This is a genomic window from Mucilaginibacter lappiensis (assembly GCF_050433765.1).
Lineage (GTDB): Bacteria > Bacteroidota > Bacteroidia > Sphingobacteriales > Sphingobacteriaceae > Mucilaginibacter > Mucilaginibacter lappiensis_A.
This window is the reverse complement of sequence record NZ_JBNPWP010000008.1, coordinates 80,859-99,835: the sequence shown is the minus strand read 5'-3', so window position 1 is coordinate 99,835 and position 18,977 is coordinate 80,859. Positions and strand designations below refer to the sequence as shown.

At 41.1% G+C, this 18,977-nt stretch carries 16 protein-coding genes; 5 read left to right on the top strand and 11 right to left on the bottom strand.

Translation table 11 applies throughout. The annotated features are described in order from the left end of the window. Window positions 1–113: 113 nt before the first annotated feature. The 3 genes from M2273_RS22105 to M2273_RS22095 are packed head-to-tail and all read right to left on the bottom strand — an operon-like array spanning window position 114 to window position 1,838. On the bottom strand, window positions 114–440 hold the full coding sequence (locus M2273_RS22105) for a hypothetical protein (RefSeq protein ID WP_429399950.1): 327 nt from the start codon (window positions 438–440) through the stop codon (window positions 114–116). A 43-nt stretch (window positions 441–483) separates the two neighbouring features. After that, window positions 484–798 (bottom strand): hypothetical protein, encoded by a 315-nt coding sequence (locus M2273_RS22100; protein ID WP_429399949.1) that lies wholly within the window; start codon window positions 796–798, stop codon window positions 484–486. 32 nt (window positions 799–830) lie between these two features. After that, window positions 831–1,838, bottom strand: coding sequence for an NAD(P)H-dependent glycerol-3-phosphate dehydrogenase (locus M2273_RS22095; protein WP_429399948.1), 1,008 nt, complete (start codon window positions 1,836–1,838; stop codon window positions 831–833). Window positions 1,839–1,986: 148 nt separating this feature from the next. On the opposite strand from M2273_RS22095, the gene M2273_RS22090 reads away from it, so the two are divergent. The 3 genes from M2273_RS22090 to M2273_RS22080 all read left to right on the top strand — a co-directional run bounded on the left by M2273_RS22090 (window position 1,987) and on the right by M2273_RS22080 (window position 6,850). Continuing rightward, entirely contained in the window at window positions 1,987–3,180 is a 1,194-nt protein-coding gene (locus M2273_RS22090; RefSeq protein WP_429399947.1) for a hypothetical protein, read from the top strand. Between the two features lie 58 nt (window positions 3,181–3,238). Beyond that, on the top strand, window positions 3,239–3,400 hold the full coding sequence (locus tag M2273_RS22085; RefSeq protein WP_429399946.1) for a FeoB-associated Cys-rich membrane protein: 162 nt from the start codon (window positions 3,239–3,241) through the stop codon (window positions 3,398–3,400). A gap of 66 nt (window positions 3,401–3,466) precedes the next feature. Further along, complete coding sequence (locus tag M2273_RS22080) at window positions 3,467–6,850, top strand: glycosyltransferase (protein WP_429399945.1); 3,384 nt, start codon at window positions 3,467–3,469, stop codon at window positions 6,848–6,850. Between the two features lie 161 nt (window positions 6,851–7,011). On the opposite strand, the gene ispF is transcribed toward M2273_RS22080, so the two are convergent. Together ispF and porV are read right to left on the bottom strand one after the other, a co-directional pair. Then, window positions 7,012–7,494: a 2-C-methyl-D-erythritol 2,4-cyclodiphosphate synthase gene (ispF, locus tag M2273_RS22075; protein WP_429399944.1), complete on the bottom strand. Its 483-nt coding sequence runs from the start codon at window positions 7,492–7,494 to the stop codon at window positions 7,012–7,014. Then, the gene (gene porV, locus M2273_RS22070; protein ID WP_429399943.1) at window positions 7,494–8,651 is read right to left on the bottom strand and encodes a type IX secretion system outer membrane channel protein PorV; all 1,158 of its coding nucleotides are present in this window, start codon (window positions 8,649–8,651) and stop codon (window positions 7,494–7,496) included. Before porV ends, ispF begins: the two co-directional genes overlap by 1 nt. Window positions 8,652–8,892: 241 nt before the next feature. On the opposite strand from porV, the gene M2273_RS22065 reads away from it, so the two are divergent. Both M2273_RS22065 and M2273_RS22060 read left to right on the top strand, forming a co-directional pair. Beyond that, window positions 8,893–10,551, top strand: coding sequence for an SUMF1/EgtB/PvdO family nonheme iron enzyme (locus M2273_RS22065; protein ID WP_429399942.1), 1,659 nt, complete (start codon window positions 8,893–8,895; stop codon window positions 10,549–10,551). Between the two features lie 185 nt (window positions 10,552–10,736). After that, window positions 10,737–10,922, top strand: coding sequence for a hypothetical protein (locus M2273_RS22060; protein ID WP_429399941.1), 186 nt, complete (start codon window positions 10,737–10,739; stop codon window positions 10,920–10,922). On the opposite strand, the gene M2273_RS22055 is transcribed toward M2273_RS22060, so the two are convergent. The 6 genes from M2273_RS22055 to M2273_RS22030 form a co-directional block, all read right to left on the bottom strand. Continuing rightward, a complete protein-coding gene (locus M2273_RS22055; RefSeq protein ID WP_429399940.1) occupies window positions 10,919–12,325 on the bottom strand; it encodes a RagB/SusD family nutrient uptake outer membrane protein in 1,407 nt (468 codons plus the stop codon). The genes M2273_RS22060 and M2273_RS22055 overlap by 4 nt on opposite strands. Window positions 12,326–12,343: 18 nt before the next feature. Continuing rightward, entirely contained in the window at window positions 12,344–15,442 is a 3,099-nt protein-coding gene (locus tag M2273_RS22050) for a SusC/RagA family TonB-linked outer membrane protein (protein ID WP_429399939.1), read from the bottom strand. 124 nt (window positions 15,443–15,566) lie between these two features. After that, on the bottom strand, window positions 15,567–16,067 hold the full coding sequence (locus M2273_RS22045; RefSeq protein WP_429399938.1) for an acetyl-CoA carboxylase biotin carboxyl carrier protein subunit: 501 nt from the start codon (window positions 16,065–16,067) through the stop codon (window positions 15,567–15,569). Window positions 16,068–16,182: 115 nt separating this feature from the next. Continuing rightward, window positions 16,183–16,803, bottom strand: a complete 621-nt coding sequence (locus tag M2273_RS22040; RefSeq protein WP_429400102.1) for a DUF4159 domain-containing protein — start codon at window positions 16,801–16,803, stop codon at window positions 16,183–16,185. Window positions 16,804–16,841: 38 nt separating this feature from the next. Beyond that, window positions 16,842–17,549 carry a 16S rRNA (uracil(1498)-N(3))-methyltransferase gene (locus M2273_RS22035; RefSeq protein ID WP_429399937.1) on the bottom strand — a complete coding sequence of 236 codons (708 nt, stop codon included), beginning with the start codon at window positions 17,547–17,549 and terminating at the stop codon, window positions 16,842–16,844. An 83-nt stretch (window positions 17,550–17,632) separates the two neighbouring features. Beyond that, window positions 17,633–18,973 (bottom strand): hemolysin family protein, encoded by a 1,341-nt coding sequence (locus M2273_RS22030; protein ID WP_429399936.1) that lies wholly within the window; start codon window positions 18,971–18,973, stop codon window positions 17,633–17,635. Window positions 18,974–18,977 lie beyond the last annotated feature (4 nt).

Here is an 18,977-nt window from a genome sequence, read left to right as displayed (position 1 = left end):
TAAGACTTTAAAAGATAGTTTTCATGAAGCTTCCGTGGTAAGAAGCATTAGTTTTAGTTTAGTTTTGTTAACAAAGCCTTCAACTGCCGCCAGCAGCCTGAAGGCTTTTGTTTTTAACGCGAAAATTCAACAAGATCTGAGTCGGGGTAAAATAGCGTAAGCTTATGGTCGTCCAGATCTTTGATCAGGAATTTTGTAAACGGCCTGCTACCCTGGTATGATGTAAAAATGGTATCGTTATTTACAAAATAATCCTCGGTAAGCGGTTTGCCATCATCCATGGTGAAACCTTTATCAGTTATTTCAAGCTTGGTATTACCATCTTTTGATTGCCATTTACCAACCAGTTTTTTATTAACCTGGTGCTCCGGTTCTGTATTACATGCAAAGGCCAGTAATACCAATGCAACTATCGGGACTATTAAAGCGTTTTTTTTCATAATGCATTTTTTACGCCCGTAGCCGGCGCCATTGAATTAACTATTATTGTTTGGCGGGTTTATCTATCAAATTCGCTTTTTTAACATATACCCTGTTGCCCTTTTTGTTGATGTAATAATAATAAGAATTCTTATCAATATAAATGGTTTGACCGCCCGGGCCAACTTTACCTGCATATTTTTTATCAACTACACCTGATGCGCCTTTGGCTGCTATCTCTGATGTTTTATGGCCTACCTTTTTTGCGGTGTTACCTATTTTATGACCCAGGGTTGAATCCTTGTGTGTTTGTGCAAAGCTTGGCGATATTATAAATGTACCGGCTGCAAGCATGGCAATTTTGAATAAATTTTTCATAAGAGGCTGTAATTAAGTTTATTTTTCAATAATCAGCTCAATTTTTCTGCCAAATTCTTCATTTCAAATGCCGGTGAGCTTTTCTGGTACAAAATAGCATAAACAGCATCGCAAATAGGCATGTTCACGTTGTACTTTTTATTCACCTGATGTAGGCAATTTACTGCATAGTATCCTTCGGCTATCATATTCATTTCCAGTTGGGCCGATGTTACCGTGTAGCCCTTACCTATCATGTTGCCAAACGTACGGTTACGGCTAAATTGCGAGTAAGCAGTAACCAACAGGTCGCCAAGGTAAGCCGATTCCTTAATGTCCCTGTTTATCGGGTGAACAACATCAACAAATCTTTCCAGCTCACGTATGGCATTTGATATCAGTACCGCCTGAAAATTATCGCCATAACCAACACCATGACAAATACCACTGGCAATGGCGTATACATTTTTTAAAACCGCGCCATACTCGGTACCGTAAATATCATCAGATACAATGGTTTTAATATAGCGGGTGTTAATCATTCCCGCAAACTCGGCAGCCAGTGCCGTATCGCGCGAGGCAATGGTAAGGTACGATAGTTTTTCGAGCGCCACCTCTTCGGCATGGCATGGCCCGCTGATCACCATAAAATCATCAAACGAAACGCCCATTTTTTGGTTTAAAAATTCGCCTATAATTAAGTTTTCGTCGGGTACTATCCCTTTAATAGCCGATACCACTTTTTTACCAGCAAGGTCGGCAGGGGTTATACTTGCTAAGGCTTCCTTTAAAAATGCAGCGGGTACATTAAGCAATACAATATCGGCAAGCTGTATAAGTTCCTTTAAATTGCCCGAGATATTTTGCGGGGGTAGTTTTATTTCAACAGAGCTTAAGTAATTAGGATTATGCCCAAATTTATGCAGGTGTTCAACCGTCTGCGCATTCCTCATCCACCAAAAAATTTCCTTTTCTGTAGTATTATCAGCCAGCATTTTAATATTGGCTGTAGCCCAGCTCCCTCCGCCAACAACTGTGATCTTATTCTTTTGCTTATACATCAACAAATAAAAATGGTACTGCCAGGTTTTAATTGACGAAGCAAATTAATGAAATATTATGCAGATTTTTAGGAGGAAGCACAGACGGATAAAAGACAAAGGATAAAATTAAATCAAATTGGTTAAGTTTGTTTAACACCTGTTGCCAATGAACCCATCAGCCAGAAAAACATTTAACCAAAATTTTACCATCCAAAAGTATCAGGCTTTTTTAAACCGGCTTAATGATGGTTTGCACAGCCCCGTACAATTTCGCGTGGCCGAAACGCCGGTTTTTTTGACCGCCGACTTTAGGGATAAACTGATAACCGCCGGCGACAATATTATTGATACCATTTTACAACCCGGCTTTAAAGAGTTAACAGAACGCGCAATCCCTGATAAGTGGCGGGTAGCTAATGAGAACGATAATCCGCATTTTATCGCGCTTGATTTTGGGATCTGTAAAGATGCCGACGGGCAGATAGTCCCCAAACTGATCGAGCTGCAGGGCTTTCCTTCATTATATGGCTTCCAGGTTCATTTGGGTGATACCTATCGGGAAATTTTTGACATTGATACCGATAAATCCATCTATTTTAATGGGCTTGACAGGAATTCGTATCTTGATCTGCTTAAAAAAACCATCCTTGGCCCATATCAACCCCATGAGGTAGTACTAATGGATGTAAACGCCCCCGAACAAAAAACAGTAGTCGATTTTTATATTACCCAGCAATACCTGGGCATTCCGGTTGTTTCCCTTAGCGATTTGCAGCAGGAAGATAAACAGCTTTTTTATAAGGTCAATGGCGAAAAAAAACGCGTCCGGCGCATTTACAACAGACTGATATTTGACGAGATTGATGGCGACGACACCATTTTTGATCAGGTGGTTGATATACGCCAGCAGCTTGACGTAGAGTGGATAACCCACCCTAACTGGTTTTACCGCATCAGCAAATTCACCATGCCCTATTTAAGCGGCAATTACATACCTAAAACACAATTTTTGCACCTATTAAAACAAATACCTGCCGATCTGGAAAACTATGTGCTTAAACCTTTGTTCTCATTTGCAGGGCAGGGCGTGATCATTGATGTTACCGAAAATGACATTAAGAACATTCAGGATCCTGAAAACTGGATATTACAACAAAAGGTAAATTACGAACCAGTGATACAGGCTCCGGATGGTGGTGTAAAAGCCGAGATACGCCTGTTGTATTTATGGCCCGATGGCGATACAAAGCCTACATTGGCCATTAACCTGGCCAGGCTTAGCCGCGGTAAAATGATAGGGGTGCGATATAATAAAGATTTTGATTGGGTAGGCGGAACAATTGCCTTTATACCGCGTTAAACTTTATACTATTAAATGCGTCTGTACGTATATATTAAAAATGTAGTATTTTTGCAACATGAATATCCAGGCCATAATTGTAATAATTCTTTTTGCTGCTGCAATTTTTTACATCGGTCGAATGATGTATAAAAGCATAACTGCAAAAAAGGGATGCGGCGGTAATTGTAAATGCGGTGTTGATTTTTCTGGTATCGAAACGGGGAAAGCACATAAATAACCTGCATTACCATTCATTAAATCTTCATCTGTAATTAATACTTTTAAATAAAAGTAAAATCACTTAATGTCTTCAAACAAGCAAGTTTTTCAGGCCGACTCACCGGGTAGATGGAATAAATTCAAGTGGCTAAGCCGCGTACTTCTTGCAGTACTTGTTATTGGAATAATAGCCGTAATAGTTACTGTTAAATCAACTTATTACCCTGATCTGCCAAATCTGAATCCGGCTCCCAAAAAAATGTCGAAAGAAGAGCTTGACCAGTTAAAAAAATCAACCAGGTTCAAGTACTTCAATATACAAAAGTCTGAGATAGAGGCGATGGAGCGTGCAAGGAGCTTGCACCAGCAAAAACACCCCAACAATAAAGATCGTATAAACGCCGCGTTTTACCGTGCCTGGGAGCCACAGGCCTATAATTCATTGGTTACCAATTTATCCCGACTGGATATGGTAGTAAGTGAGGGTTTTTCAATCACACCCGGAGTTGATACCGTTGTTACCAAAATAGATACCGGCCTTATCAATCTTAATAAAAAACTCAACAAGCCTGTATTAATCACGCTCTCCAACTATGTTAATTATAACAATACAAGTGGTGGTTACGATACTAAGGATGTTGAGCGTATTATTAAAAACAAAAGGCTTCGCACAAACTTTATTAACAGCATTGTAAATGCACTCAACAAATATAAATTTAAAGGCATAAATGTTGATTTTGACGATGTTAAAGACAGGAACGGCAAAAACTATATGACATTCTTGCAGGAGCTTTACACCGTTCTGCATGAGAAAAACTTTTTGGTAACCCAAAACGTGGTACCCGAAGACGAAGCTTATGATCTTGTTAAGCTGCAGCATTTTAATGATTTTCTGTTTGTTATGGCCATTGATGAGCATAACGAATCAAGCAATGCCGGTGATCTTTCTAACCAGCATTGGGTTGAACAGATACTGGACGATGTGTGCACCAAAGTACCAAGCGAGAAGATCATCTTAACTTTTGCAGGCGGCGCTTATGACTGGCCCGAAAACAGCGTAGGTAAATCGATAGGCTACCAACAGGCCATCAGCACGGCGCAGGAGAAAAAAAGCAAAATTGTATTTGATCCGATGTCGGCTAATTTGCATTTCAAATATCTCGATCAGGATAGCCTGCAGCATTCCATTTACTTTACCGATGCCGCTACCAATTTTAACGTGATCCGCATGGCCGACGATTGGGCAACGGGTGGAGTGGCACTATGGCGCCTGGGTGCCGAGGATCCGCGTTTGTGGTCATATTTCCAAAAAAATCTGTCTATCGACTCTTTGAGGAAAACCGGTGTCGATATCAAAAAATTAACTACCGTAGGTTTAAATAACCGTGTAAATGTTGATTATGATGGCGATGGTGAAGTGCTTGACCTGATCACCACCCCTACAACAGGCGAAATAAACGTAAAACTGGATACCAGCAATTTTACCATAACCGACCAGCAATATATTAAACTGCCCACAAAATATGTGATACGCCGCTATGGGTATGCACCTAAAAAGCTGGTTTTAACTTTTGATGATGGCCCTGATCCAGACTTTACCCCACGTATTTTAGATATATTAAAAAAAGAAAACGTACCGGCAGCCTTTTTCGTGGTAGGCTCAATGGCCGAAAAGAACATGCAGATAGTGCGCCGGATATATGAAGAAGGTTATGAAATTGGTAACCATACCTTTTTCCATCCGGATATTTCAACCATAAGCCTTGACCGTGTTGTACTGGAGCTTAATGCCACGCGCAAGCTCATTGAATCGATAACCGGGCGCAGCACCATATTGTTCAGACCACCGTTTAATGCTGATGCCGAGCCCCAAACGCTTGCAGAGGTTATACCGGTTGCTGAAAGCCGCAGGCAAAGCTATATCACCATTGGCGAATCAATTGACCCCTGGGACTGGCAGCCCGGTGTAACGGCTGATAGTATTATAGCACGCACCATCAGGCAAAAGGATAATGGTTCCATGATATTACTGCATGATGCCGGCGGTGATACCCGCGAAGAAACGGTAAAGGCTCTGCCCGCAATTATACATTACTTTAAATCGCACGGTTACAAGTTTACAACCATTGCCGATGTACTGGGCAAAACCAAGGCCGATTTGATGCCGCCAATAAAGAACGACCCCAACAGCGGCATATTAGGGCCTATGTATGATGTATTTGTACATGGCTATTTTTATATTAACTGGATATTGATCTACGTATTTTTATCGGCTATTTTCCTGGCCATTGGCCGTATTGTTTTAATTGGCATACTGGCAGTAAGGCAGCATGGCGAAAATAAAAAGATGATAAAATTACGGGGCAACGATATTCCGTTGCCGCCGGTAAGTATCATTGTACCTGCCTATAACGAAGAGGTGAACGCTGTTGCAACCATACAAAGTTTATTAAAAACCGAATACCCATCCTTCGAGATCATTTTTGTTGATGATGGATCAAAAGATAAAACATTTGAAGTGGTTACCGCTGCTTATGCCGGTAATCCGCTGGTTAAAATATTAACCAAACCCAATGGCGGTAAGGCATCGGCCCTTAACTTCGGTATTACCCATGCCCAAAACGATTTTGTGGTTTGTATTGATGCCGATACACAGCTAAAAACAGATGCTATTTATCACTTAATGACCTATTTTACTGATGATGAAATTGGCGCAGTGGCAGGTACGGTAAAAGTAGGTAACGAAACCAATATCATTACGCGCTGGCAATCAATTGAGTATATTACGGCCCAAAATATGGACCGCCGCGCCTTTGATCTTATCAACAGCATTACCGTGGTGCCAGGCGCGATAGGCGCGTTCAGGAAATCGGCAATTTTTAAAGCCGGGGGCTTTACCTATGATACCCTTGCCGAAGATTGCGACCTTACCATGCGCATATTAAAACAGGGTTATATCATTAAGAACTGTGCCGAAGCCATAGCTTATACCGAGGCCCCTGAAACCGTTAATATGCTATTGAAACAACGTTTCCGCTGGAGTTTTGGCGTAATACAAAGTTTCTGGAAAAACCGCGACGCGCTGTTCAATAAAAAATATAAGTTTTTTGGGATGGTGGGCATGCCTAATATCCTCATCTTCCAGATCATATTACCCCTGTTTTCGCCGCTGGCCGATCTGATGATGATATTTGCCCTGTTTGGTGCCAAGCCCGAAAAAATGCTATTCTATTATTTAGCCTTTGTTTTGATTGATTTCATCGTGGGCATCATTGCCTTCAAGATGGAAAAAGAGAATTATAAGAAGCTTATCTACATTATACCGCAGCGTTTCATGTGGCGTCAGCTTATGTATTATGTACTGTTTAAATCGATCAGGAAAGCCTTAAAAGGCGAGCTGAGCGGTTGGGGCGTATTAAAACGTACCGGAAACGTTAAGGTTGAAAAAGAGAAGGAAAGTCAGGTGTAAGGTTAATAATATAATATTCTTACAAAACCATCACGTCATTGCGAGGAACGAAGCAATCTCTATGCTATACAGAGTCCCTCTGCTTATCGGGGATTGCTTCGTTCCTCGCAATGACGCTATTTTTTAGCTTTAAAAATTGGGAAGCGGCAGGCAATTTAAAATCAATCCCTTTCAATCAAACAAACCGCATAGGCCACTACACCTTCTTCCCGGCCAATAAAACCTAATTGTTCGTTAGTAGTAGCTTTGATGGATATATCATCCTCGCTTATGGAGGCGGCGGCGGCAATTTGTGTTTTCATGGCCGGTATATGCGGGTTTATCTTTGGTGCTTCCAGGCATACCATGGCATCAATATTGCCTATACTAAACCCTTTTTCTTTTATAAGCACTACCACATGCTGCAGTAACACCAGGCTGCTTATGCCTTTCCACCGGTTATCGGTGTTTGAAAAATGAAAGCCGATATCGCGTAAATTGGCGGCACCCAGCAAGGCATCGCAAATGGCATGTAGTAATACATCGGCATCAGAGTGTCCGAAGGCTCCTGAATGGTGCTCTAAATTTACGCCGCCTAAAACAAATGGATGCTGCTCTTTTAACTGATGTACATCAAACCCAAAACCTACCTTTATTTTACCCATTACCGTTTACTCACATTTGTTGTACCGCCAAAGTTTGCCGACAAGGTAAAGCGCAGCGTATTGGCCAAAGGGCTGTTTTGCTGGCTGGCAGCCAGATACGAAAAATCAAAATTAAAAATATCATACTTCATACCTACACCCAGGGTTAGGTAATGCCTGTCGCCTTTTGAGGGGTTTTCATAAAAATACCCAGCCCTAAAGGCAAACTGCTGATTATACCAGTACTCTATACCTGGCGAAAGGCTTATTTCCTTAAGCTCTTCGCTAAATCCGCCCCTGGCATCGGTAAAAGATCTGAAAATACCTGATGGCACCGAAATATCACTTATAACGCCTGTTGAATCGCGCCCGGTGGGTACCAATAGCTTATTCAGATCAAGGGTAACAGTAAGCTGGTTGGTTTCATCAAGGTTCCAGGTGTTGGCGGCACCAATCTTTAAATTGGCCGGCAAAAAGTAGCCGGGCTCTACATCGCTATAGCTTATTTTTGTACCAATGTTTGATACGTGCACACCAAAGGCAAAAAGGTTATCAATGCCGTAAGGCTTTTTATAGTATAAAGAAACATCGGCAGCAACCGCGTTACCGGCTTTGCTAACCTGACCAGATCCCTGCGAATAGGAGATGCTTGATATATTGGAATGTATATAGCGCAGCGTTAAGCCCAATGATAGGTTTTCGCCAAATTTACGCGCAAAAGAACCATCCAGTGAAAATTCGTTAGGTGTATATGTACCAAGATTATTGGATAGATCATCAGTTAATTGTACGGAGCCGTAATTAAAGTAACGCAGGGATGCACCTAAAGTATTACGATCATTTAATTTATGTGCATAACTCAGGTATGACAGGCTGATATCGGGTACCAGGTGCCTTAACCATGGACTGTATGATACTGACAAGGCATCATTACTTTCTAAAAAAGCCAGTTTTGAGGGATTCCAGTAGTTAGCATTAACATCAGGTGATGTAGCTACGCCGGCTTCACCCATGCCACCCGCGCGCGAGTCAGGAGCGATGTTCAGAAATTGTACCTGTACCGGTATTGCATTAATATTACTTCCATTTGGGTTTGTGCCAGAGGTTTGTGCAATGCCTGCAAACGGCAATAAAAACAGCACGGAATAAACAATACAGCGAAAGGTAAAAAAGTTCATTGGGTGCAATTTAACTTTAATAATTTAATTGATATATAGATACACTCAAAATTCACTTTGGATTTTTCAAGGAACTGTTTGAAGAGTTGCTCAATCAAAAAAGCAATCCAATGCAACTAATTTCATCATTTTTTCGTTCAAATGCGAGATAATAGTTTGATTTATTTTTAATAATGGTTAATGAATATTAGCATTATAGCCATTTTTTTCTAAATTTACCTCTAAATATAACTGTAAAAATATGAAAATACTTTTTACTAAAACTGCTTTAGTGATGTTGGCTGTAGGCGCCGTGATGAGCAGCTGCAGTAAACACGAACAGTCGCAAAAAACCGGAATCACATATAACGACAAAACCAATGGTGGTTATGTGCGCTTCAGACAAACCCACCCAGCTCCGGGACCGGGTTTGGTGCCTATTGAGGGCGGTACTTTTGTAATGGGAGGTAGTGCAGACCAGGATGTTACTTATGATTATAATAATGTGCGCCGCCGGGTAACCGTTCCTTCATTTTATATGGATGAAACCGAGGTATCAAACCAGGATTGGCTTGATTACCTGCACTGGACCGCCATCACCTTCCCTCAGGATCGTGAATTATATTATGATGCGTTACCCGATACGCTGGTATGGCGTAAAGCGCTATCATATAATGAACCCTATGTAGATAATTACCTGCGCCACCCTGCATTCCAGGATTATCCTGTTGTAGGTATAACGTGGGACCAGGCCCAGGATTACTGCCAATGGCGCACCGATCGTACCAATGAGAATATTTTACGTGAGTCGGGCAGAATGGTATCCTGGAAAGACTTAAATGGTGGCGGCAAAAAAGGCGCGGCTGCGGCTGCCCCGGCAACGGCATCGGCACAACCATTTAATACCGACATTTACCTTAACGGCCAAATGAAAGGTGCCGGAATTGACGGTAAAAAGATGATGCCAGATCTAAGTCCTAATGCACAGCCGGGTACCGGTAAAGGCGGTAAGCCTGTAAGACCGGTACGTATGGAAGATGGTATATTGAAGCAAGGTTATCGCCTGCCCTCAGAAGCCGAGTGGGAATACGCAGCTTTGGCTTTGGCCGGTAATACCCAGTTTGAAAATATTGACGATGGTAAATTGTATCCATGGAATGGCTTAGGCGTACGTTCGGCCAAAAGCAAAACCCGTGGTTTAATCATGGCTAACTTTAAACGTGGTAATGGTGATAATGCCGGTGTGGGTGGATACCTGAATGATAAGGCCGACATTACCGCTCCGGTAAGGTCATACGCGCCAAATGATTTTGGTTTATATAATATGGCAGGTAACGTGAATGAATGGGTAGCCGATACCTATCGCCAAACCTCATTTGAGGAGTTTGATGATTTTAACCCTTTTCGCGGTAATGAGTATACCAACAAACGTTTAGCCGATCCTACAAAGGGACTTTACGCCAAGGATAAATATGGCCGCCCCATTAAGGATCCTGCAAAATCAAATAAAAAATTAAAATACAGTGAACTTTTAGCCTTACAAGGGCAAAGCGCCGACTCAGTTGCTGCAGCCGCTCCTGCTAACGGTAATGCGGCGGTTAATCCGAATAATCCGCTCTCGGCTAAAAACTCCGGAAAAGCTTTTAACGCCGATATGAGGGGCGAAAAAGACACCGTTAATATGGCACTATATGGTACCACCACTTTGGTTAACAACCATTCAAAAGTTTACAAAGGTGGTTCATGGAATGATATGGCTTATTGGTTAAACCCATCAACCCGCCGCTTTATGGACCAGGATGAGGCAAGCGCCGAAGTTGGTTTCCGCTGCGCTATGACGTTGGTTGGCGCGCCAGAAATTTACCCTACAGGCAAGCCGCATTACAGCATTAAAAAAGCCAGGGCTTATAAATCAAAATAAAAACTCTTTATTTATATAAAAAGGCCGTTCAGTAGTTGAACGGCCTTTTTTGTTTTTAACCGATGCTAAGCGAAGTATATAAATGGTGCATACTACCCTAACCATTAGATCCTTCGTTATTACCCGCTACGTGCTTCAATTATCGCAGTTAACAAACATGTGATTGCTAACGAAGCAATCTTATCATGCAGGTTATACAAGCAGAGTTCGTTACCTATCCTATGAGCTCCCTATGGTCGGTTGCTACGCTACGCTCGCATCATGGCATCCAAAACCACATACAATTTGAGCAGCATTTAAGAACTTCAGATAAACAAAAGCCCCGGCACCATTACTGGTGCCGGGGCTTAACTTATGATGGGTTTAATTAATAACCATCGTTTTGTTTTAGATTTTTATTGGCGTTTGTTTCTGTTTGCGGAATAGGAAATACCACGTTTGTAGCATCAAACTCTGATGGGCCAACCTTTTGTTTTAAACGTTTGGCGTCATGAAAAAAGAAGCCCCCTTCAAATGCAAGCTCTAATACCCTTTGCTTCAGCACTTCGGCAATGTTAGCTGCTATTACTTTCGTAGGATCCGGGTTAACTGGTGGTACGTAGTTGGCAATACCAGCGCGTTTTCTGATCACGTTAATATCTGCAATCGGTTGGGCTCCCGTGCTTGTCCCCAAACGCAGGTTGGCTTCCGCACGAATTAAATATAATTCAGCAAGGCGTATTATGCGTACATTGCCATATAAATTATCAAATTTATCGCACCTTAAGTTACCATCGGAGTCTTCATTGTATATATCTAAACGAGTGTCGCCATTGCTAAACTGATTTAAAAAACTTTCTTTTATCGTTATATCACCCCTCCCGCCAAATTCAGACGATGCATAAAAGGTGTTCAACTCGTTAGAAACCCCTGTTCCTAACTGGCTGGTTAACTGAATAGCAAAAATATCCTCGGTTGTATTATCAACGTGTACCGCCGATTGATTTGGAAAAGGAAATTCGTCCGTATAAACCGCCACTAATGAATACGCGTTGGAACTAATAACCTTTGTTGCCTCGGTAGCAGCCTTTGCATACTCACCTTGCTGTAGGTAAAGCCTTGCCAATATAGCCGAAGCGGCATAGCTGTTTGCGAAAAAGGTAACACCTTTACCTAATTTAGTTTCAGCATCGGTAAGGTCAGCTATAGCCTGTTGATAAACCTGGCTTACAGTTGATCTGGAAGGATACGATGATGAATTGATAACTGATGTAGGAGTTAACACGATAGGAACACCTAAATTAACAGTTGGGTTACCATCATTCCATGATTTTCCAAACAGCCTTACCATTTCAAAGTAAACAAGCCCTCTTAAAAATTTGGCCTGTCCTTCGGTCGAATTTTTATCACCGGCAGCAACCTTATCTAAATTAGCCAAAACATTATTAGTTTGGTTAATAACGCGGTAACCATCAAGCCATATGGAGTTAACAAAAGTATTATCAATAGGGATTTCCTGACTTACCATTTGAGTTAAACCCTGAAAAGTACCAGACCAATCAACAACCGACTGTGTAGCCATAAGGTCGGGCTCCAGAAACACTCTGCCACCATACAAGTCACTAAGGCTCATACGGTTATAGGCACCTATAAGCGTGCTTTGCACATCTGTGGCCGTAAGTATTGCCTTATCGGCCTCTATTTGATTGGATGGGTTTAGATTTAATTGCTTATTACAGGCCCCTAATAAAAGTATGGTACCAAAAGCTGTTATATATATTTTTATTTTTTTCATCTCTGTAAATATTAATGGTTACAATCCTATGTTTACACCAAAAGTAATTGTACGGGGTTGTGGCGCCGAGTAAAAATCAACACCAAGGTTGTAATTATGGTCTTGCGCTTCAAAGTCGGCGTTAACTTCAGGGTCCCAACCTTTATATTTGGTGATCAGGAACAGGTTATAAGCGTTAACAAATATCCTTGCCCTATCAATCTTTATTTTTGATAAAACATCTTTTGGTATATTATAGCCTAAACTAACAGTTTTACAACGAACGTATGAACCACCAGAAAGATAACGACTTGATGGATTTGTTCCGTTAGCATAAAACAAACGAGGCTCAGGTACGTTAGTAATATCACCAGGTTTTTTCCAATAACTTAGCTGATCAATCGTCTGGTTATCAAAGCCGTTGCTGGCATTAGCGCTCATGTACTGACCACCGCCATTATAAATTTTATTACCAAATGATCCCTGGAAGGTAATAGAAAAATCAAACCCTCCATACGATAAATTATTGGTTAAACCACCCGTATAATTAGGTGCTGGGTTACCCAATGGCACTTGCTGTGCAGCATTATAGTCATTTGTTTTTGCGCGGTTAACGTTTCCGCTTGCATCCTTAGTGTTTAAGTAGTACAAGGCATCACCATTTGCCGGGTCAACGCCCGCATATTCACGTCCGTAAAACACACCTATCGGCTGCCCCTCCATAACCCGGTTTAAATCATTGTCGCCAATAATTAAACCGTTTACATAAGTTACTACGTTTTTATTGTAAGCTATATTAAATGATGTAGACCATTTAAATTTACCCACAAAATTATCTGATGATAAAGAAATTTCATAACCCTTGTTGTACAGCTTAGCTAAATTTTGTTGTTGTGAAGCTATCCCTAAAGTTTGCGGTACGTTTACCTCAAGCAAACCATCGCGGGTGTTTTTACGGTAATAATCAAAAGTTCCTGACAAACGATTATTAAAGAAACCTATTTCAAAACCAGCATCAAACTGCAGTGTTTTTTCCCATCTTAAATTAGGGTTGGCTATTTGGTAAAAACGCTGCCCGGGAACACCGTTATATCCGGCATCGCCCGAGAATAAACCAAACGCTGCATACTCAGGAATTTCTGCATTACCAGTTAAACCATAACTGGCCTTAAGCTTTAAATTGCTAAGGGTATTTGAATTTTTCAAAAAGTCTTCCTGGCTAATAACCCAACCCACTGATCCCGCAGGAAAAAAACCATACCTGTTGTTTGCACCAAATCTTGATGAAGCATCTGTACGCCCGCTTACTGATAATAAGTATTTACTTTTAAAAGCATAATTGGCCCTTGCAAAATAAGAGACAAAGCTATATTCGGTTTGAGTTGATGTACCACCTGATTTTACGGCCGCAGAAGCTATTTGTTTATACGCATCTGACGGGAACTGTTGCCCTTGTATATCATTACCATTGTTACGGCTGTACTCGTAACTTGTACCCAGTGTTGCATCTAAGGTATGATCTGTGCCAAAGGTGTTTTTATAGGTGAAGTAATTATTTACTGTATAGTGTATTATAGTGGTGTTTGTATTTTCGCCCAAACCGTTAGGTTGGCCCGAATTTCTGAATGTTAACCGGCCTGAGTAACTATCCTCATTGGAGTTGGTTTGATCAACACCAAACTCTGAGCGGAAACTTAAATGTTTTACTATATCCCAATTGGCATATATATTACCTAACGTTCTGTAATTATTGGTATGAAAATAAGCATTATCCACATTCAATAATGGATTGTAGTAAAGCGGGTAACTGCTGGCAGCACCGGGCAAACTTCCGCTTAACAAACCCGTGCGTGGATCAATAACAGGAGTTATAGGAGATAATGCCACAACCTGGAGTGGTGTACCAAATGAGTTGTCATTATCAATCCGTTCATTTAAAGAGTGGGTAAAGTTCATGTTCATACCCACTTCAAAGTTATTGAAAAGCTTGGAAGTGAGGTTTAAACGACCAGACATTCTTTTAAAATTATTACCTTTCAATATCCCGGTTTGATCAAGGTATTGGCCACCTATATAATAAGTGGTTTTATCATTACCTCCTGATACGTTAAGGTCATACTGTGCTTGGGGCGCGCTTTGGAAAGCTTCTTTTTCCCAATCGGTATTGGTTGTGCCCCAGTCTTTAGTTTTACCTGCCGCATAGGTAGTAAATTTATCCTCAACATATGATTTATAATCAGCCAGGGCAGCATTTAATGAGGGATAAAGATCTGCTGCAAAATCTTGTTTAGCTGCTCCAATACCAGCCTGTTCTTCCATTGCCAGCCATTGGGTTGAATTTAAAAATTCGCGATGACGGGATGGAGTACTGGTACCAAACTGGGCAGAGAAATTGATTTTAGCGGTTCCGGCTTTACCTTTTTTGGTAGTAATTAGCATTACTCCGTTTGAAGCACGTGCACCATATATTGCTGATGCAGAAGCATCTTTCAAAAAGTCAACCGATTCTACATCGTTAAAGTTAATATCTGCAAGTGGGTTTGTTGCTGCCGATGTACTGGAAATATCTGAATTATTAAGTACAATACCATCAACTACTACCAATGGCTGCGTACCGGCAGTAATAGAGGCCGTACCACGTATACTGATTTTAATTCCCTGCCCAAGTTTACCGTTGTTGGCTTGTATATTAACACCTGCGGCTTTACCTTGTATTGCCTGTTCAAGTGTGGTAACCGGGGTGCCTTGTATCTCTTTTGAAGAAACAGATGCAATGGAACCTGTTATAGATTGTCTTTTTTGGGTACCATAACCAACTACAACAACTTCGGTAAGTTGTTTTGAATCCTGTTCAAGCGCCGTATTTATTACCTGACCATTGATGGGTGATTCGGCTTCTTTAAAGCCCAGGAATCTGAAAACAAGTACTTTGGCATTGGCCGGTACTGATAAGCTATAGGTACCATTAATGCTTGTTTGAGTTCCGGTTCCGGCAACTCCCTTCACGGTTACACTTACCCCAGGTAAGGGCGACCCGTCTTTTTGATCCGTTACTTTACCTGTTATAACACGGTTTTGTGCAAAAACAAATGAGATACAAGAAAATAACAACAAAATTGTTAGTAAATTTTTCTTCATGTAGTTAGTATTTAGTTAAAAGAAGTAAGCTATTAAAAAAAAAGAGTAAAAACAATAAAAACCCTAAATATCCGCTGCTTTCATTGCAAATATTACTATAAATTACACTAAAGAGGGTTATTTTTTAAAACCCGATCAGAATTTGGCCCTTTTCTACTTTATCACCGGGTTTTATTTTTATCTTTTTTATGACAACATCAGCCGGCGACTTAATGATGTTTTCCATTTTCATGGCCTCCAGCACAAAAAGGTTATCACCTTTTTTTACTTCATCACCTTCGGCTGCAAAAACCTTAAGTACCATTCCTGGCATTGGCGCCTTTATTTCGCTCACCTTAGCACTGGTCAGGTTGCTTAAGCCAAGCTTATCCAGCAATACATCAAACTGGTCTTTTGCCGAAATGGAGTAAGTGGTATTGTTCACCTTAATTTCGGCCGTCTTTTCCGCACTGTTAAAACCAACTATTTCTACGTTGTATGATGACTGGTTGTTTCCAATAACATGATATATTGCGCCACCTATATGCTTTACATCAACCACGGTTTTCACGTTATTTACCAGCAGGTCCTGTGAAGTTCTGTCAATTTCAAGATCATGCCGGTCGTTTACTTTTAATTGGTACATATAAGTGATTAGTTTTGGAGTAATAGGCTTTGAGCGTTTTAAAGTTATTAATTTTTGTTGATAACCTCTAACTACCCAACGGTAACTTTTACTGCTTAATGCAAACTGAAAACCCTTATTGGGTAAATATATATTGAATCAGGTTAGCGCCCATTTTTAAGGCTTTTAAGCGAGCTTCCTGTGTATCGCCGGCATAGGTCCCATAATCTTCCCAACCGTTGCCCAGATCACACTCGTAGGTATAAAAACACACCAGCCTTCCTTTATATATAAGCCCGAAACCCTGCGCCCGTTTACCATCATGCTCATGAATTTTAGGCAAGCCATTAGGGAAGCTATATTTTTGATGATAAATAGGATGATTAACCGGCAGCTCAACAAAATCAAGCTCGGGGAAAACCTTTTTCATTTGCGGGCGGATGAATTTATCAAAGCCATAGTTATCATCAATATGCAAAAAGCCACCACCAGTTAAGTATTTGCGCAGGTTGCGGGCTTCCTGATCGGTAAATATCACGTTGCCATGCCCGGTCATAAAAGTAAAGGGATAATTAAATAATGAAGTGCTGCCAGCTTCAACAACATCATCCTCCGCCTCAAAATTTGTTTTTAAATTTTCGTTGCAAAATTTTACCAGATTGGGCAAAGCAGTACGGTCGCCATACCAATCGCCGCCACCACTATATTTAATGCGGGCAATTTTATACGCAGGCGCGTTAAAACCGCTCATAACCATAATAATAACAAAAGCAGTTATGATAAATTTAGCAGTTTTCATACGCGGTTTAAAAAATTCACTTCAAAGCAAGCCTCAAGCGCGGCGGTTTCGGTACGCAGCCTGCTTTCACCTAAAGTTATGGGTTTAAATCCGTTTTGCAAAGCTGTTTCAATTTCGGCAGGTGTAAAATCGCCTTCGGGGCCTATCAGTATCAAATACTGCCCCTGCAAAGTCAACTCGTCACGAAGATTAAACTTATCACCTGGTTCACAATGCGCTATGAATTTTTGGCCATCAAATGGCTGGGCAAACAATTGGCTTAGTTTTACAGGCTCGTTTAAAACGGGGTGGTATGCTTTTAATGATTGCTTGATAGCCGCGGTAATGATCTTATTCAGCCGGTCAACTTTGGCCTCCTTACGCTCAGACCGCTGACTAATGATCAGTGATATTTCGTCGATACCAATCTCCGTGGCTTTTTCTAAGAACCACTCCAGGCGTTCAATATTTTTTGTTGGGGCTACCGCTAAGTGCAGGTAATGGTTACGCTTGTTAAAACCAGTTGTAACCGATGTGATATTTAGTATGGTGCGTTTGGGGTGCGCATCCTGTATTACAGCGGTATAAAAACCTCCGCGACCATCAATCAGTTGTACTTCGCTACCGGTTTCAAGCCTTAATACACGGATAGCGTGCCTGCTTTCTTCTTCACTAAGAAAATATTGTGGGTGCGATGGTTCAATATCGGGGGTATAAAAAAGCATAAAGCTAAAAGCATAAAGCCGAAAGCACCAAGCGTTGAGTGACTTTAGCTTTATGCTTTCAGCCTTCAGCTTTTAGCTTCCGTTTAGTGTAAATCTACTGTATCTTCTTCATTTATCAGCAATTCGAGCTTAACCGATTCAATATTCTGGTCAGATTTTCTCAACACGGTAATATTGTACCCGTTTGATTCCTTTTGCTCACCAACATCCGGTATTTTACCAAATATATCGCCCAGCCAGCCCGATACGGTATCAAAGTCTCCATCTTCGGGCAGATCATGCGGTAAATGTTCGTTTACGTCATATATAGGCGCAAGGGCATTTACAATAAACTCGCGGTCGTTCACTTTTTCAACAATAGGCTTTTCTTCATCATACTCATCCTGTATCTCACCCACCAGTTCTTCCACAATATCTTCCAGCGTAACCATGCCGGCCGTACCGCCAAACTCATCAAGCACAATGGCAATCTGTATGCGTTTTTGCTGCAGCTCGGCCATCAGGTCATTGATCTTTTTGGTTTCGGGGATAAAGTACGGTTTACGGATAATATCTTTTAGTACGATCTCTTCGTTACGGGCCAATAATGGCAGTATATCTTTGGCGTGTACAATACCAATTATTTTATCAATAACATCATCATAAACCGGCATACGTGAGTAACCTTCGGTAATGATCATATCAAGCAGTTCCTGTTTGGATGAGCTGATGTCGATACCTGATATTTTGGTACGCGGCACCATGATATTTTTAACCACCCGCTCGTTAAAATCAAATACATTTTGTATCAGCTCATGTTCGTTCGAATCCAAAGCGCCTGATTCCTTACCCTGTTCAAGCAGGTATTGTAATTCTTCGGAGCTGTGATGGGCCTCTCCGCCTTCTAAAGTATTAATCCCTAAAAGCTTCAAAATAAAATTAGCGAACCCATTTAACAACCATATCAAAGGCTTGAAAAACACAAAGAAAAACCTAAGCGGAAGAGAAACTGCCAGCACCGTACGTATTGATTTTTGAATAGCTATTGATTTGGGAGCAAGCTCACCAAACACAATATGCAATACGGTAATAAAAGTAAAGGCTAAAATGTGACTGGCGGTGATAAAACCACTTGAAAGATTTATCCCTACTGCCATAAAGCCCCTGATCACCACGTTAGTGGCCACTTCTTCGCCCACAACACCAAGTGCAAGTGATGCAATAGTAATACCCAATTGCGTTGCAGCCAGGTAACCATCAAGATTATGTAATATACCGCGTGCAACCTTAGCAACCCCGCTCCCCGATTTGGCCTTTATTTCTATTTGTGACCCCCGTACCCTTACCATGGCAAACTCTGCGGCTACAAAAAAACCATTGAGCAAAACCAGAAATACGGTTGCAATTAAATAAAAGGTACTTATTTCGTAATGCGCGGGGTCCATCTAT